A 14,233-nucleotide genomic window follows, 5' to 3' on the forward strand; every position below is an offset into this window, starting at 1 on the left:
CGGGCCGGCGTTGAGCCGCCCGCCTCGACCACACCACGACCCCGGCTCGCCCGAGCCGGGGTCTTTTCGTTTCCGCGGCACACTCGCTCCCTGAGGCCGTTGCAACCCGCGTAGTGGCCATGCGGGCATGCCTGCGGCCCTGCGGCCCTGCGCTACCCGCCCCGCTTCTCACGCCCCCGCGCAGTACCCCCGCCACATCGCGCGCAGCGCCCCATCGAAGCGTGCCGCGAACGCGGCCGCGTCGCACACGGGCGATCCGCGCAGCTTCTCGCGCAGCGTGGATCGGTACGACGCGAGCCGCGGGGCATCTGCCACCAGCGACGAAGCGAGGTCGACGTACGCGTCTTCGCTGTGCGCGATCAACTCGGGCGCGCCCGCGTTCGTGAGCAGCGACACGCCCACCCGCCCCGCGTGCGTGCGCCCCGCGAGCGTCACCACCGGCACGCCCATCCAGAGCGCCTCGCACGTCGTCGTCGTGCCGTGGTACGGGAACGCGTCGAGCGCGACGTCCATGCGCGCGTAGAGCGCCAGGTGGTCGGCCAGCGTCGGCGTCGCCGCGAGGAACGCGAGGCGTGCGGCGTCGACGCCCAGGCGCACGAACTCCTCGCGGATGCGGTCCGCCGCCCCGCGCGACGCGAAGTCGAAGCTCTTCAGGATCAGCGTCGAACCCGGCACGCGCGTCAGCAGGCGCGTCCACAGCGCGATGAGTCCGCGGTTGATCTTGCGGCTCGCGTTGAAACTGCCGAAGACGGGCCCGGGAAACGCGGCATCGCGCGATGGCGCGGGCGCACCTTCCAGCGGGCGATAGCACAGGAAGCACGGGTCGAGCCGGCACAGCCGCTCGGCCGCGTGCGCGTCGACCTCGGGCGTGGGCGGGTCGGTGAGGGAATCGACGATGCGGTAGTCGATCTCCGACAGGCCCGTGGTGTCGGGGTAGCCGCAGTACGTCGCCTGCACGGGCGCGGGGCGGAGCGCGAACGCCGGCAGGTTGTTGCCCAGCGTGTGCCCCGCGAGGTCCAGGGCGATGTCGAGCCGGTCGGCGTGCATGAGGCGCGCGAGCTCGATGTCCGTGAGGTTCGGGCAGTCGCGCCACAGCGACGCGTGCGGGCGCAGGCGATTCGTCACGCGGTCGGGCGAACGCGTCGTCGAGTACGCGATCAGTTCAATGCGCGACCGGTCGTGACGCTCGAAGAAGGGCTCGACAAAGAACGAGACCGAGTGCTGGCGCAGGTCCGGCGAGACGACGCCCACCCGCAGGCGCCTCTCCGGATCGCGCGGGGCCGTGTGCTCGAAGCGCAGCCCGGGCGGGCGCTGGCGGCGCAGCAGGGCGGCGTACGCCCGGTGCGTCGACGCGATCTCCGCGGGGTCGGCGCCGTACTGGTACGTCAGCGCCACGGGCAGCCCGGCGACGAGCATCGGCTCGTCGGGGTACAGCCGGATGGCCTCGCGCGTGAACGCGACCGTCTCTTCGATCTTGCCCATCGTCAGCAGCGCGCCCGCGTACGACACGCTCAGTTGCGGGTCGGCGCGGCGGGCGAGCGCACGCTCGAGCAGCGCCGCCGCCGCCGGCGAGTCGTGCCCGTCCATCAGCGCGTTCGCCAGCGCCAGGCACGCGCCGGGATCGTCGGGATCTGTCTCGACCGCCCGGCGCAGCAGCGCCAGCGCGTCGGCCGGCTTCTGGCGCGCGTGCAGCACCGTGGCGAGCGCGACCATGAGCGGCGCGCTCGCGGGCTCGGCCTGCAGGGCGCGCCCCGCGTAATACTCCGCCTGCTCGTACCGCCCCATGCGCAGCAGGATCGACGCCATCAGGCTGTTCAGCCCGGGGTCGCCCGGTCCCTTGGGCAGCAGGCGCTGCGCGATCGCCAGCGCCTCGGGCGCCTTGCCGTCGCGGAGCAACTGCTCGGCCTGCTGCACCTTCGCGAGGATCTGGCTCATGCGCCCTGTCCCCACGCGCGCGCCGCGCCCGGCCCGGCGCGCCCGCACCACGCGCGCCAGAGATCACGCAGCGCGCCCTCGAACCCGCGCGCGTGGGCCGCGTGGTCGCCGATCGGCCCGTGGCGCACCGCGTCGCGCAGCGTGCGACGCAGCGACGCGAGGCGCGCGCGGTCCTGCGCCAGCGCCGCGGCCCGGGCGACGTACGTCGCATCGTCCGGCGCCACCAGGTCCGCCAGCCCCGCGCTGCCGAGCAGCGATGCGCCGACCCGCGACCGGTGGGTGCCCCCATCGCGCGTGACGACGGGCACGCCCATCAGCAGCGACTCGACGGTGCTCGTGGTGCCCGCGTACGGGAAGGGGTCGAGCGAGACGTCGGCGTGGTGGTACGCCGCCAGGTGCGCACGCGGGTCGGGCTCGAAGGGCGTGAAGACCAGCGCGGCGGGCGTGCCGCCCGCGTTGGTCCACGCCCGGCGCACGAGCGCGTCGAGCCCGGGCGTGGGCTCGGTCTTCATGAGCAGGCGCGCGCCGGGCAGCGACGCGAGCACCCTCGCCCACAGGCCCAGCACGCGCGGGTTGGTCTTCGCGACGCGGTTGAAGCACGCGAACGTCGGCGCCCCGGCGTGCCCGCGCAGGTACGCGCTGGGCGCGGGCTCGGGCACGTCGGGCATCACCGCGTACGACAGGAAGCAGCCCGGCAGGCGCACGACGCGCTCGCTGCACTGCGCCTCCGCGCCGGGCGGGTCGGTGACGGCGTCGACCAGGCGCGCGTCCATCGCGGGCAGGCCCGTGGTGTTCGGGTAGCCCAGGTACGTGCACTGCACCGGCGCGAGCCGCCGGGCGAACGCGCGCAGGCGGTGCTCTCCGGTCCAGCCGTTGCAGTCGACGAGCACGTCGACGCCGTCGGCGCGCACGAGGTCTTCGAGATCGTCGTCGCGCAACGTGCGGATCTCGCGCAGCGGCGCGATCGACGCGAGGTTGGCCGTCGTCTCGTCGGGCTCGTTGTTCGCGTAGAGGATCGGCTGCGCCCGCGCGGGGTCGAGCGACGCCACCAGCCCCGCCAGGAAGAACGCGCACGCGTGGAACCGCAGGTCGCCCGACACGAACCCCACGCGCAGCGGGCGCTCGGGGTCGCGCGTGTTCGCGAACGGCAGGATGGCGCCCGGCCCCATCGCGGTTACGACCTCGCCCAGGCGCCGGTGCAGCGCCGCGTGCTCGGCGGCGTCGGTCGCCGGGTCGAAGTTCATCACGTAGCACAGCGTCTCGAGGATGTCGGGGTCGTCGGGCAGTCGCCCCAGCGCCCGGCGCAGCAACGCCACGCCCTCGGGCGCCTGGCCCAGTTGCGCGTGCATCGCGCCCGCGCGGCAGTGGGCGCCGGGCGCGTCGGGCGCCGCCCGCGTCATCCCTTCCAACGCCGCCCGCACGCCCTCGGGGCGATCGAGCGCCAACATCGCGCGTGCGCGGCATTCGAACGCGAGCGCGTCGTGCGCCGGCGCTCGATCGAGGATCGCCAGCGCGTCGTCGGGTGCGCCCGCGAGCACGAGCGCGTCCGCCGCGTCGCGCTGCAGGGCGGCGTCGTCCGGGTACGCGCCCGCCGCCCGGCGGAGCACGTCGGCGCCCGCCGCCTGCTCGCCCAGCAGCGCGTGCACGCGCGCAAGCGTGCGCAGCAGGTCGCCGTCGCGGGGCGACGCCCTGAGCCCTTCGACAAGGATGGCCTTCGCCCGTGCGGCGTCCCCGCCCTGGAACGCGCGGGCGGCGGCGTCGATCACGCGGGAAGCGGCTGGCGCGGGCTGGCTCATCGGCGGTGCTTCCGGCTCCTCGCGGCGTCGGCTCGTGCGGTCGGGCGCATGCGGCTAGGCCCCGCTCCGGCACCACTCGCGCCAGAGCTCCCGCAGCGTGCCCTCGAACCGGCGCGCAAAGCCCGACGCATCGACCAAGGGCGACGCGGCCATGCGCTGGCGAGACGTCGCGTGGTACGCCGCCAGGCGCGCCGGATCGCGCGCCAGATCGACCGCGATGCGCACGTACTCGTCGGGCGTGGGGGCGATGAGTTCGGGCGAGCCCAGCGTCGCGAGCAGCGACGCCCCGACGCGGGCGCGGTGGGTGTCGCCCGCGAGCGCCACGACGGGCACGCCCATCCACGTGCACTCGCACGTGGTCGTCGTGCCGTTGTACGGGAAGCTGTCGAGCGCGATGTCCATGAGGCGGTAGTTGGGGAAGTGCTCGCCGGGCTTCTTCGACCACGGCGCGCTGCGGATGCGCGCGGGATCAACGCCGTGCTCCGCGAAGCGGGCGGCGAACGCCGGGGCCACCTCGTCGGCCGCCACCTGGATCTTGATCAGCAGCGTGCTGCCGGGCACCTCGCGCAGGATGCGGGCCCACGTCGCGACGGCCGTCGGGCCGACCTTCATCACGCGGTTGAACGAGCCGAACGTGACACCCGCTGCCCCGGGGCTCGCGCTCGGCGGCGTGGGGTCGAACTGCGCCGGCGCCTCGGGCGGGGGCTGGTAGCACAGGAAGCACCCCGGCAGCCGCGCGAGACGCTCCGTGCAGTGCGCGTCGGCGATCGGCGCGGGGTCGGTGACGGCGTCGACGAGCCGGTGCCCCACGCTCGCCAGCCCCGTCGTGTTCGGGTAGCCCAGGTACGTGCACTGCACGGGCGCCAGGCGCCGGGCCGCGGCGTGCATCACGCGGCGTTCCGTCCAGCCGCAGCACTCGACGACCACGTCGATCGCGTCGGCGTGCATCATGGCGGCGATCTCGTCGGGCGTGCGCCCGTTGCAGTCGCGCCACTCGCCCAGCGTGCGGAACCGCGCGGTGAACTCGTCGTCGCGCGTGGGCAGCGCGTACAGGTACGGCACAAGGCGGGCCCGGTCGAACTCGCGCAGCGGGCCCAGCAGGAAGAACGCGCACGCGTGGAAGTAGAAGTCCGCCGAGAGGAACGCCACGCGCAGCGGACGCTCCGGATCGCGCACGTTCGCGAAGGGCGCCGCGGGGGCGGCGGGCAGCGTGCGCCCCAGCGCGGCGTGCTCGTCGCGGTGCGCGATGGGGTCGACGCCGTCGGCGAAGTTGCGGTAGTACGCGAGGAACTCCAGCAGCGAGGCGTCGCCGGGGATGCGCGCCAGCCCGCGCTCGGCGACGCGCAGGGCCGCGTCGATCCGCCCGATCAGCGCGAGCGACACGCCCATGCGGAAGTAGAGGTCCGGGTTGTCGGGCGCGACCCTGAGCCCCGCCTCGTACGCCTCCATCGAGCGGTCGTACTCGCCCAGCCCCAAGAGGCACTTGCCCAGCCCGTCGTGCGCCTCCAGGTTGGCGGGGTTCAGCTTCGCCGCGGCGGTGTACGCCCGCACGCCGTCCTTGTACCGGCGCAGGATCGTGCACACGTTGCCCAGCATGAACTGGATCTCGGCGTCGTTCGGCGCCGCGAGGGCGGCCCGCGCGATGAACACGTACGCCTGCTCGTCCTCGTGCAGCGCGCCGTGGATCATCGCCAGCACCTTGTTCGCCTGCGCGTCCTGCGGCGCGCGCTGCAGCGTCTGGCGGAGCGTCGCCTTCGCCTGCTCGGCCTTCCCGCCCTCGAAGAGCGCGATGGCGTTCTGGATGGCAGCGGCGGCTCGCGACACGGGCGTGCCGATCGTAGTCGATTTCCCTCGCGGATCCCCCGCCCCCTGGTACGATTTCAGGCGTTGGGAGGTCCACCATGCGGGCGATCATCGCGACGGGCGCGTGCGTGCTGCTGGCGATCGGCGCCCAGGCCGCGGGCGGGCGACAGCCCGACGCGCGTCCGCCGCTCTCCGGGCCGGTCGTCCCCCCGCGTCTGGCCCCGGCCCTCTCGCTCGTCGAGCGCGCGTTCGACGGATCCGTCAGGGCGCCGGACCGTCCGCCGGAAGAGGCCGCCCTCGACGCGCTCGGGCTCACCGCCCCGGACGCAACCCCCGCGCAGCGCGCCGCGTGGGAGGCGGCGTCGGGCGTGCTCGCCGAGCGGGCCCGGATGCTCGACCACGCGGTGGGCACGAACATCGACCTGCTCGTGATGCTGAGCGTCGCGGAGGGCACGGACGACGGGCTCGACAAGCTCATGCTCGGGCTCAAGGCCTACGAGGTGCTGGCGCCCCTGCGCGCCAAGGGCACGCTGCGCGCCCAGATCGCGGGCGTGCTGCCCGAGCCCGAACGCGCCGAGTTCGAGCGCCTGCTCGACGAGTACTGGGGCTCGCTCGTCCGCGACCGGCGCGCGCAGCCCAAGCCCGACGGCGGGCGGCCGGCACGCGGCGAGATCATCCTGGCGGCCCGGGGCGAGTCCTTCGGGCGCGAGGTCGAACGGTCGTTCCAGCGCCTCGTCAAGTCCGGCGAACTCATCTACCGCTACGCGACGCGCGGCATCCGCCTGAGCGTCCCGCAGCAGCGCCGGCTGCGCGAGCTCGCCGCCGACCACGCTGCCAAGGGCGACAACGCGAGCGAAGAGGACAACCGGCGCCTGTTCCTGGGCGCGCTGCGCACGCTGCACGTGTGGCAGCGTCCGCGCTTCGTCCGGAACCTGCAGGGGACCTAGGCGGGGGAATGCCCCGCGGACGGGCCGCCGGCGCGCCGGGCGGCGCGGGCCTCATCCACGTGGCGCAGGCAGAGCCCGATCGCCTCCTCGAGGCGTTCGTTGACGACGAAGACGTTGTACACGCCGGACTCTCGGGCCTGGGCGATCTCGCGCCGCGCCGCCGCGAACCGCTTCTGGATCTGCTCTTCGCCCTCGCGCTTGCGTTCACGGAGGCGCGAGAGGAGCACGTCCTCGGAGGGGGGCAGGATGAACACGGCGAACGCGTCGGCCACGCGCTGCTTCACCTGGATCGCGCCCTGCACGTCGATCTCGAGGATGACGACGCGTCCGCGCGCGAGCTGCTCGAAGACCCACGCGCGGGGCGTGCCGTACTTCTTGCCGTAGACCCCGGCGGACTCGAGAAACCCGTCCTCGCGGCGCATCTGCTCGAAGGCGTCGTCGGAGACAAAGTGGTAGTCGACGCCCTCGACATCGGCGGGGGTGGGGGCACGGGTCGTCCACGAGACCGAGAAGACCGCGTCGGGGATCGACCGCTCGACGCCGCGGGTGATGGTGGTTTTTCCCACGCCGCTGGGCCCGCTGATGATCAGCAGGAGCCCGTCGTCGGTGTCGGTGGGAAGGCGTCGGTGCGACATCCGGGGAGGATACCCGCCGGGCCCCGGACTGGATACCGTCAGGGTCCATGCGCGTGGTCCTGGTGGGGAATCCGAAGTCCGGGCGTGGGCGTGCCGCCCGCGTGCTCGAGGAAACCGCGCACGCGCTGCGGACCGCCGGGCACGAGTGCACGGTGCTGACCGACCTCTGCGCGACCGACGGCCCGTGCTCGGCCTGGGCCGGCGGGGGCGACGCGGTGGTCGTCGCCGGGGGCGACGGCACGATCCACTCGCTCCTCCCGGCCTTGCGGAACGAATCGGTCGGCATCCACCACGCCCCGCTGGGCACCGAGAACCTCTTCGCGCGCGAGTTTGGCATGCGTGCGGACGGGGCGTTCGTCGCCCGGGCCGCCAAGAAGGGCGTCTTCGACCGCGTTGACCTGGGCCTCATCCGACACGCCGAGGCCGAGATTCCCTTCGCCATCATGTGCAGCATCGGGCCCGACGCGGGCGTGATCCGGCGTCTGCACGCCGTCCGCAACGGCCCGATCTCGCACGCGTCCTACGCCATGCCGGTGATGCGCGAGACCTTCCGCCCGGCGCTCCCGCGCCTCACCATCGAGGCCGACGGTCGCACGCTGTGCGACGCGGAACGAGGCCTGCTGGTCGTCGCGAACATGCGCCAGTACGCGCTCCGCGCCGACCCGGCGTGGCGCGCCGACCCCCGCGACGGGCTGCTCGACCTCGTGTTCATGCCCTGCGCCAGCGCGCTGGGCGCGGGCGTCCGCCTGCTCGAGGCGCGCCTCCGCCGGCATCGGCGCGACGTGCTCCACGTCCGGGCGAGCACCGTCCGCGTGCGCACCCTCGACGACGCCCCCGTGCAGGTCGACGGCGAGTGCCTCCAGCTCGCCCCGGGCGGGCTCGACATCTCGTTCGGCGTCGCGCCCCTCGCGCTGCGCGTGCTCATGCCCGATCAGGGCGCGACGGTCGTCGCGGGCGCCGCGGCGTCCGGCGGCGTCGCCGCCTTGCGGGCCACCGTGTAGAGCGCGAACAGGTCCGACTCCAGGTGCATCGGCGACGGTCCCTTGTCCCAGCCCAGCGCCTTGCCCAGCGCCCGCGCCGCCTCGTCGTCGCTCGCGTCGAACACCAGCACCTCGAGCCCCGCCGCCGCGAGCATCTCGCGCGGGAACGGGCAGCGCCCGTCGGCCCACGGGATCCACTCGTCGGGGTTCTGCTTCTGCGCCGGGCTGAGGTTGTAGATCAGGAAGATCCCGCCGGGGAGCAGCGCGTCGGCGACGCCCTTGACGAACGCCTCGTTCGGCACGCCCAGGTCCACCAGCATCCGCTTGTCGACCTCGCGCTCCGGGTTGATGTACCCGTTCTTGAGCGTGTTCTTGCTCATGATGAGGTCGAACCCGCCGCCCACCGTCGCCGCCACCTCCGCGTCCGCCGGCCAGCGCCCGTGCGCCAGCGACACCGTCCCGTCCGGGCAGGTGTCGGACATCAGCACGATCCCGGGGATCGTGCCCGTGTCCTCCGGGCGGCTGTACAACGCCGGCAGACGCGGATCGACATCGACGCCCACGCTGTGCACACCGATGCTCGCCAGCAGGCGCAGGTGCCCGACCGTGCCGTAGCCGAAGTCCAGCACGCGACGCGACCGCAGGGGCGACTGACCCGTGAAGTACTGGCACGCGAGCTCCAGCGGCCTCGCATACGCCAGGGGCGAGCCGTACCGCGTGTAGTAGTAGTCCTTGGACGTGAACGTCACCGGCTGGAAGGTCTCACGCGCCTCGGGCGCCAGGCGTTCGAACTCCTCGGGCGTCAGCGCCGCGCGCGTCTCGCGGCTCCAGTGCAGCACCCGATCTTCCGGGATGGGCAGGAAGCTCGTCGCGATGAGAAACCGCCGGACATCCACGCAGCGCACGCTCGGCAGCACCGCCGCCGCCTCGCTCCGTAACTCCTCTACAACGCTCGGCTTGTACGGATCCTCGGCGGGCGCCTCCGGCGCCGGTTCGGTAGCGGCAGGGTTCGTGGGGGGCGCCGGGGGCGTTGCGGGCGGGGTCGAGTCCTGCGCCCACGACGCTCCGCCCGCCAGAACACTCGCGAACACCGCCGCCGCGATCACGCGTTGACCCATGAATGATGACTCCCAGAGCGCAGCCGCGCCGCGCGGAACGATATGACCACCCGGGACCATCACCCGAAAGCCGGGCCCGCGGCTTCCCAACCGGTCCGGTGTAGACTGTCGCCCGAGTTGAGCATGACCCCCGACCCGTCCGAGCCCCCGCCCCCGGCCATGCCGCCCATCCCCGCGGCGCCCCCCGTGCGCCCCGGCGTGGTCGGGGCCCCGCCCCGCCCGCCGGTCTGGCCGACGGTGCTCGGGGTCATCGGCATCGCGCTGGGCGCGCTGGGCGCCCTCGGCTCGGCGTGGGGCATCATCGCGCCGTTCCTGATGGACTTCATCGCAGAATACATGCCCCAGGGCGAGCAGGGCGTGGCGGCGTTCAAGGAGCACGCGCTGCACTCGGCGATCTATTCATTCGTCGCGCTGTGCCTGTCGGTGCTGCTCCTGGTCGGATCGGCCGCGCTGGTCCGCCGGCGGCGATCGTCGGCCCGCACGCTGCGCGTGTACGCGCTCCTGAAGATCCCCGAGGCGCTGTGGGGCGTGTGGCTCACGTATCTGGCCCAGACGTCGCAGATGCGGGCGCTCGAGGGCCAGCCCGGCGCCCCGCCCCCCGCGCTCGTCGACATGATCGGCATGCTCACCGTGGCCGTCGCGCTGGTCTGGTCGCTGTCCCTGCCCGTATTCCTGCTCGCATGGTTCTCCCGCGAGCGCATCAAGAGCGACATCGAGCGCTGGTTCGCATGAACTGCAAGTCCTGCGACTACCCCCTCTGGAACCTGCGCGGGCGCGAATGCCCCGAGTGCGGCACGCCGTTCCGACCCTCCGACTTTGACTTCACCCTCAACGCCGTCCGCTTCTGCTGCCCGCACTGCGGCCAGGACTACTACGGCACGGGCGATCGCGGGCACCTCGTCCCCGACTCGTTCGCCTGCGTCTCGTGCGCACGCCCCATCACCATGGACGAGTGCCTGCTCCTCCCCACCGCCGGCGTGCGCGAGGAGCAGACCCGCCCCGACGACATGCCCTGGCTCGAACGCCGGCGCCACGGCGTCATCAGCGCGTGGTTCAAGACCATCGGACGCGCCATGGTCACGCCCGGACGCCTCATGGACGCGATTCCCGCGGAGGGGCCCAGCGGGTTCGTGTTCGGCGCGGTCACCACCAGCATTTTCCTCCTCGTCTCCGTCGCCCCGCTCTTCGTGTTCATCCTCGTGATGGGCGCGGGCGTCGGCGGACGTCCCAGCATGAACGCCGTCGCGGGCATCGCCGGCGGCGGGGGTGCCACCATCCTCGGGGCCATCGTCGGCATCATCATGTTCCTCGGGCTCTGGATCGTCTGCACCCACGGCACGCTCCGCATCACCGGCGGCGCACCCTACCCCATCAAGCGCACCTGCCAGGCCCTCTGCTACAGCAGCGGGGCGAACGTTCTCACCGCGCTCCCGTGCTTGGGGATGTACTTCGGGTTCCTCTTCGTCATCTGGTGGATTGTCGCCGCGTGCATCATGGTCGCACGCGGGCACCGCATCAGCGGCGGGCGCGCCACCCTCGCCGTGCTCGCCCTCCCCATCCTGCTCGCCGTCGTCGGGGGCGGGTGGCTGACATACGGCATCGTCACCGCGATGAACACGATCAATGCCGCAAACCCGGGCGGGACGGGGACGACGACGTACTCGCCCGCGATGCCGCCTCCCCCGCCACCGACCCCGCCGATACCCTTCCAAGTCAACCCGCCCGCGGAGCCAGCGCCGACGGACGAGACCGGCGACCCCGACCAGCCCGACGCGCCCGCGAGTGACGCGCCCGTTGAAGAACCGCCCACCGCAGAGCCGCCCGCGCGGGTGGATCCTCAATAGCCCGCGTACGCTCGCGCATGACGCGTGCCCGCCGCTCGTCGTTCATCGGTCCGCTCGTTCCGCTCGCCGCGCTCGTGTGCCTTTCGCCCATCGTTGCGGCACAGGGCATCACGCCCCGCACGCAGCCTGATTCTGAGCCACCGGCGTCGCCCGCGCCGTCGGACCCCGCGCCGCCCGTGCCAACACCGCCCGCGCCGTCGGACCCCGCGCCCCCGCCGCCCGATGCCCCGCTCGAGTTCCGCGAGTTCACCGCGCGCGACGGGCGCACCGTCCGCTTTCTGCTCCGCCTGCCCACGTCGCCCGACGAACGCCGCCCGTCGCCCATGGTCGTCGCGCTGCCCCCGGGCAAGGGCGACGAGGCCATGGTCCGCCGGGGCGTGCAGTTGTACTGGAGCGGCGACGCGTTCCGTCGCTCGTGGATCCTCCTCAGCCCCGCGGCTCCCGCCCGCGCCGCCTGGGCCGACGAGCCCCGCCTGCTCGCCGAACTGCTCGACCACGTCGCGACGATCACCCGGTGGGAGAACGGCCTGGCGCACCTCGCCGGCGTGAGCGCGGGCGGGCTCGCCGCGTTCACCGCCGCGACCGAAGACCCCGGGCGCTTCGCCTCGCTCACCGTGCTGCCCGGGGCCCCCGCGAACGACGACGTCCTGCTCCGCCTTGATCGCCTGCGCACCGTGCCCGTCACGATCTTCGTCGGCGCCGACGACGCGGAGTTCTGGCTGCCCCAGGCCCGCCGTGCGGCGGCACGCCTGCGCGAGGTCGGCGCGTCCTGCGACCTGCGCGTGCTCGAGGGGCAGGCCCACGTGCTCGCCCTCGACGGCCCCACGCTGCACGACGCGCTCGAGTCCAGGCGCCCATCGCGCCGGGGCGTCATCGCCCCGCACGAACTCGCCCGGCGCGCCGTGGACGGCGTGCTGACCGACTTCCACGACGCCGCCGCCAAGGCCGACGAGGTCCGCTACTTCGAGCACTTCGCGCCCGACGCGGTCTTCCTGGGCACCGACGCGACCGAACGCTGGACGCTTCCCCAGTTCCGCGCGTTCGCCCTGCCCTACTTCCAGCGCGAGAGCGCGTGGACCTACGTCGCCACCGCCCGGCGCATCTCCGTCTCGCCCTCGGGCGATACCGCGTGGTTCGACGAGATGCTGCAGAACGCCAAGCTCGGCACGTGCCGCGGCTCGGGCGTGCTCGTCCGCACCGACGACCGAGGCGAGCGGCGGTGGCGCATCGCGCAGTACAACCTCAGCATCCCCGTGCCCAACGCCCTCGCCGAACAGGTGGTCGGGCTCATCCGGGGCGCGCAGGCTCCGGCCGATCCGCCCCGCACGCCCCCGCCAGCGCCATGACCCGCGCCCGCGTCTGCTCGGCGATCCGCGTCCACCCCTCGCGCTCGTCGGGCACGTCGTCGAACCGCAGCGCGGGGCCAACGATGATCGTGAGGCGTCGCGGGCGCGGCACGCGCGATCCCGGCGGCATCGCGCTGAACGCCCCGTCGATGTAGCACGGCACCACCGGCACGCCCGTGCCCGCGACGAGCATCCCCAGCCCGGCCCGGAAGGCCTGCACGCCCCCGTCGCGCGTGCGCGAGCCCTCGGGGAACAGGATGAACCCGCTGCGACCTTCCAGCAGGCGCGTGCGAAGATCGGCCATCGCGTGCGTCGTCACTTTCTTTCGCCACAGCGGCACCGCGTTGATGAACGTGGCCGAGAGCGCACTCAGGAGGACGCTGTTGAAGAAGGCATCGCCCGCGGCGATGGGGAACGCGAACGACCGGGCCGTGCGGGGCAGCACGCACGCGAGCGCCAGCGAGTCGAGGTGGCTGGCGTGGTTCGAGATCACCACGAAGGGCGGGGCGAGCGGGAGGTGCTCGGCCCCGATCACCCGCAGACGGTGGCACACCCCGAAGTACGCGCGCAGCACGCCCAGGCTGGCCCGGTGCCCAAGCCACGAGAACAGCCCCTGCTCGCGGCGCACGCTCCGCCAGCGCTCCTCGGGCGGGAGCATGAGATCCGACGCGGGCGAGTAGGTCCAGCGCTTCGTCATGAACGACGATGAGCCTAGTGCGACGTGAAGACACGCGCCGCGCGTCCTGCGCCCAGGTCGACGAACGTGTTGATCATGTGGAACGCCGCCGGCGCCACGAGCAGAAGCGAGTTGCAGCGGTCGGTGAACCCGCCGTGCCCGGGCAGGCTCGTCGCGAGGTCCTTGACGCCCAGGTCCCGCTTGATCGAGCTCAGCACGAGGTCGCCCAGCTGCGCACCCGCCCCCACCAGCAGCCCCAGCGCCAGCAGCAGCACCGTGCGGTCCAGGGGCGTGTTGGGCCAGATCAGGTGCGCCAGGAAGGCGAACGTCGGCGCCACCGCCAGCAGCGCGCCCAGATGCCCGCCGAGCGTCTTGCGCGGGCTGGTGTTCGGGAAGACCCGGCGCCGGCCGAACAGCTTCCCGCAGACGTACGCCAGGATGTCCCCGCCCTGCACGCACAGCACGAGCGCGCACAGGATGGGCCGGAAGTCCGCGTCGTTCGCCAGGAAGGCCAGGTGCGCCAGCCCCGCCCCGAAGAGCAGATACGCCATGCACGCCAGCGAGACCCGCTGCAGGTACCCCTCGGGCCGGTCCTCCAGCACGCCCAGCCCCGCGATCAGCACCACCGTGAGGGGCGGCACCGCCACGAACAGCCCGTACCAGTTGTCCGCGCACGCGAAGACCGTCGCGACGATCGCGCACGCCACCGCGCCCGAGAGCAGCCGGTCGCGGAACAGCCCCGTCGCCCGCGCGAACTCGCGGAAGCACAGCAGCGAGAGCACCAGCACCAGGCCCATCGCCGTCGCCGCGCACGCCAGGATCGGCACGAGCGCGCCCGGCGCGATCACCAGCCACGTGCGGTACCGCGTCCAGACGTCCGCGCGCGTGCGGGGCGACATCTTGCCCATCCCGCGGAATGTCACGATCGCGAGGGGGGTAAACAGCAGCGCCCCCGCCACCACGCCCAGACACCAGCGCGTCACCACGTGGTCGAATGCCCCGCGCGCCGAGAACAGGTGCTCCACGCGTCGTCCGCTCCTCTGGCCCCACGCCCCCGGGGCACGCCCGCCCAGCGGCGCGCCGCAGCTCGGGCGCGCCGCCCGACGCACACTGTACCGGCGAAGAACGCCCGCGCCGGGCGATCAGTTTGGAT

12 protein-coding genes are annotated in these 14,233 nt (G+C 73.4%); 5 read left to right on the forward strand and 7 right to left on the reverse strand.

Annotated features, from left to right (window positions below; all coding sequences use genetic code 11):
* Positions 1-168: 168 nt before the first annotated feature.
* Genes SFY69_08710 through SFY69_08720 form a run of 3 tightly spaced genes read right to left on the reverse strand, consistent with a single transcriptional unit; the run spans position 169 to position 5,555 of the window.
* Positions 169-1,935 carry a tetratricopeptide repeat protein gene (locus tag SFY69_08710; GenBank protein MDX2132119.1) on the reverse strand — a complete coding sequence of 589 codons (1,767 nt, stop codon included), beginning with the start codon at positions 1,933-1,935 and terminating at the stop codon, positions 169-171.
* A complete protein-coding gene (locus SFY69_08715) occupies positions 1,932-3,731 on the reverse strand; it encodes a hypothetical protein (GenBank protein MDX2132120.1) in 1,800 nt (599 codons plus the stop codon). Before SFY69_08715 ends, SFY69_08710 begins: the two co-directional genes overlap by 4 nt.
* 54 nt (positions 3,732-3,785) lie before the next feature.
* Entirely contained in the window at positions 3,786-5,555 is a 1,770-nt protein-coding gene (locus SFY69_08720; GenBank protein MDX2132121.1) for a tetratricopeptide repeat protein, read from the reverse strand.
* A gap of 77 nt (positions 5,556-5,632) precedes the next feature.
* Here SFY69_08720 and SFY69_08725 point away from each other — a divergent pair, with 77 nt between their 5' ends.
* Entirely contained in the window at positions 5,633-6,481 is an 849-nt protein-coding gene (locus SFY69_08725; GenBank protein ID MDX2132122.1) for a hypothetical protein, read from the forward strand.
* Here the strand turns inward: SFY69_08725 and gmk are convergent.
* Positions 6,478-7,116 carry a guanylate kinase gene (gmk, locus tag SFY69_08730; GenBank protein ID MDX2132123.1) on the reverse strand — a complete coding sequence of 213 codons (639 nt, stop codon included), beginning with the start codon at positions 7,114-7,116 and terminating at the stop codon, positions 6,478-6,480. The genes SFY69_08725 and gmk overlap by 4 nt on opposite strands.
* Before the next feature lie 47 nt (positions 7,117-7,163).
* Between gmk and SFY69_08735 the strand changes: the two genes are divergently transcribed.
* Complete coding sequence (locus SFY69_08735; GenBank protein MDX2132124.1) at positions 7,164-8,117, forward strand: diacylglycerol kinase family protein; 954 nt, start codon at positions 7,164-7,166, stop codon at positions 8,115-8,117.
* Here the strand turns inward: SFY69_08735 and SFY69_08740 are convergent.
* On the reverse strand, positions 8,048-9,214 hold the full coding sequence (locus SFY69_08740; protein ID MDX2132125.1) for a hypothetical protein: 1,167 nt from the start codon (positions 9,212-9,214) through the stop codon (positions 8,048-8,050). The genes SFY69_08735 and SFY69_08740 overlap by 70 nt on opposite strands.
* Positions 9,215-9,337: 123 nt before the next feature.
* Between SFY69_08740 and SFY69_08745 the strand changes: the two genes are divergently transcribed.
* From SFY69_08745 to SFY69_08755, 3 genes are read left to right on the forward strand one after another with little or no spacing between them, the layout of a single operon-like run.
* Entirely contained in the window at positions 9,338-9,946 is a 609-nt protein-coding gene (locus SFY69_08745) for a hypothetical protein (protein ID MDX2132126.1), read from the forward strand.
* Positions 9,943-11,058, forward strand: coding sequence for a Yip1 family protein (locus SFY69_08750; GenBank protein ID MDX2132127.1), 1,116 nt, complete (start codon positions 9,943-9,945; stop codon positions 11,056-11,058). Before SFY69_08745 ends, SFY69_08750 begins: the two co-directional genes overlap by 4 nt.
* A gap of 17 nt (positions 11,059-11,075) precedes the next feature.
* Complete coding sequence (locus tag SFY69_08755) at positions 11,076-12,404, forward strand: nuclear transport factor 2 family protein (GenBank protein MDX2132128.1); 1,329 nt, start codon at positions 11,076-11,078, stop codon at positions 12,402-12,404.
* Here SFY69_08755 and SFY69_08760 read toward each other — a convergent pair.
* Both SFY69_08760 and SFY69_08765 read right to left on the reverse strand, forming a co-directional pair.
* Entirely contained in the window at positions 12,346-13,101 is a 756-nt protein-coding gene (locus SFY69_08760) for a lysophospholipid acyltransferase family protein (GenBank protein ID MDX2132129.1), read from the reverse strand. The two genes, SFY69_08755 and SFY69_08760, sit on opposite strands and share 59 nt — an antisense overlap.
* A 14-nt stretch (positions 13,102-13,115) precedes the next feature.
* Positions 13,116-14,105, reverse strand: coding sequence for a phosphatidate cytidylyltransferase (locus tag SFY69_08765; GenBank protein MDX2132130.1), 990 nt, complete (start codon positions 14,103-14,105; stop codon positions 13,116-13,118).
* Positions 14,106-14,233 lie beyond the last annotated feature (128 nt).

This window comes from Planctomycetota bacterium, from assembly GCA_033763975.1.
In the GTDB taxonomy this organism is placed as follows: domain Bacteria; phylum Planctomycetota; class Phycisphaerae; order Phycisphaerales; family UBA1924; genus RI-211.

What these genes read in the sequence shown, in the direction of transcription:
- SFY69_08750 (MDX2132127.1), top strand. Translation starts at nt 9,943, where the DNA reads ATGAACTGCAAGTCCTGCGACTACCCCCTCTGGAACCTGCGCGGGCGC.
- gmk (MDX2132123.1), bottom strand. Translation starts at nt 7,116, where the DNA reads ATGTCGCACCGACGCCTTCCCACCGACACCGACGACGGGCTCCTGCTG.
- SFY69_08710 (MDX2132119.1), bottom strand. Translation starts at nt 1,935, where the DNA reads ATGAGCCAGATCCTCGCGAAGGTGCAGCAGGCCGAGCAGTTGCTCCGC.
- SFY69_08735 (MDX2132124.1), top strand. Translation starts at nt 7,164, where the DNA reads ATGCGCGTGGTCCTGGTGGGGAATCCGAAGTCCGGGCGTGGGCGTGCC.
- SFY69_08725 (MDX2132122.1), top strand. Translation starts at nt 5,633, where the DNA reads ATGCGGGCGATCATCGCGACGGGCGCGTGCGTGCTGCTGGCGATCGGC.
- SFY69_08715 (MDX2132120.1), bottom strand. Translation starts at nt 3,731, where the DNA reads ATGAGCCAGCCCGCGCCAGCCGCTTCCCGCGTGATCGACGCCGCCGCC.
- SFY69_08740 (MDX2132125.1), bottom strand. Translation starts at nt 9,214, where the DNA reads ATGGGTCAACGCGTGATCGCGGCGGCGGTGTTCGCGAGTGTTCTGGCG.
- SFY69_08760 (MDX2132129.1), bottom strand. Translation starts at nt 13,101, where the DNA reads ATGACGAAGCGCTGGACCTACTCGCCCGCGTCGGATCTCATGCTCCCG.
- SFY69_08755 (MDX2132128.1), top strand. Translation starts at nt 11,076, where the DNA reads ATGACGCGTGCCCGCCGCTCGTCGTTCATCGGTCCGCTCGTTCCGCTC.
- SFY69_08745 (MDX2132126.1), top strand. Translation starts at nt 9,338, where the DNA reads ATGACCCCCGACCCGTCCGAGCCCCCGCCCCCGGCCATGCCGCCCATC.